Source organism: Ruegeria atlantica, assembly GCF_947495585.1.
GTDB classification, from domain to species: Bacteria; Pseudomonadota; Alphaproteobacteria; order Rhodobacterales; family Rhodobacteraceae; genus Ruegeria; species Ruegeria atlantica_G.
On the sequence record NZ_CANLZK010000041.1, the window covers coordinates 1 to 1273 of the forward strand.

The 1273-nt window shown below is 60.3% G+C and carries 1 protein-coding gene; it reads right to left on the reverse strand.

Features of this window, described 5'->3' with window-relative positions; translation table 11 throughout:
- Nucleotides 1–1273, reverse strand: a 1273-nt coding sequence (gene glyA / locus QMP16_RS23480; RefSeq protein ID WP_282154380.1) for a serine hydroxymethyltransferase, incomplete at its 5' end; no start/stop codon positions are given.

Consider the following 1273-nt stretch of genomic DNA (forward strand, 5'->3'; position numbering starts at 1 on the left):
TTACAGGTTTGGATAGATCGGGAATTTAGCGCAAAGCTCTGCAACCTCGGCTTTGACTTTGGCTTCAACTGCGCCATTGCCGTCTTCGCCATTGGCGGCCAGACCGTCGACCACTTCGATGATCCAATCTGCGATCTGGCGGAATTCGATCTCGCCAAAGCCGCGGGTGGTGCCGGCGGGGGAGCCCAGACGGATGCCCGACGTAATGGTCGGTTTTTCCGGATCAAACGGCACGCCGTTCTTGTTGCAGGTGATATGCGCCCGGCCCAGAGCCTTGTCGACAATGTTGCCGGTTACGCCTTTGGGTCGCAGATCGACCAGCACCACATGGGTGTCGGTACCGTGGGTCACCGTGTCCAAACCACCCTTGATCAGCTGGTCTGACAGCGCCTGTGCGTTCACGACAACCTGCTTGATGTAATCCTTGAACGCAGGCTGCAGCGCCTCGCCAAAGGCCACGGCCTTGGCTGCGATCACATGCATCAGCGGGCCGCCCTGAATGCCGGGGAAGATAGCCGAATTCACTTTCTTAGCGATATCTTCATCATTGGTCAGGATCATGCCGCCACGTGGGCCGCGCAGGGTTTTGTGCGTGGTGGTGGTTGCCACATGCGCATGCGGGAAGGGGCTGGGGTGCTCACCCGCTGCCACCAGACCGGCGAAGTGCGCCATGTCCACGTGCAGGTAGGCGCCGACCATGTCGGCGATCTGGCGCATGCGGGCAAAGTCGATCTGTCGCGGAATGGCCGAGCCACCGGCGATGATCAGCTTGGGCTGGTGTTCTTTTGCCAGCGCCTCGACCTGATCATAGTCCAGCATGTTGTCTTCTTTGCGGACGCCATACTGCACCGCATTGAACCACTTGCCCGACTGGTTCGGACGGGCGCCGTGGGTCAGGTGACCGCCTGCGTCCAGGCTCATGCCCAGAATGGTGTCGCCGGGTTGGATCAGTGCCTGGAACACGCCCTGGTTCGCTTGGCTGCCCGAGTTCGGCTGCACGTTGGCAAAGCCGCAGCCAAACAGCTCTTTGGCGCGGTCGATGGCCAGGTTCTCGGCGATGTCCACATACTGACAGCCGCCATAATACCGCCGTCCGGGATAGCCTTCGGCGTATTTGTTGGTCATCACCGAGCCTTGTGCTTCCATCACGGCGGCAGAGACGATGTTTTCGGATGCGATCAACTCGATCTCGTCGCGCTGACGACCCAGCTCGGATGTGATCGAGCCGAACAGCTCGGGATCACGGTCAGACAGGGACTGGGTGAAAAATCCG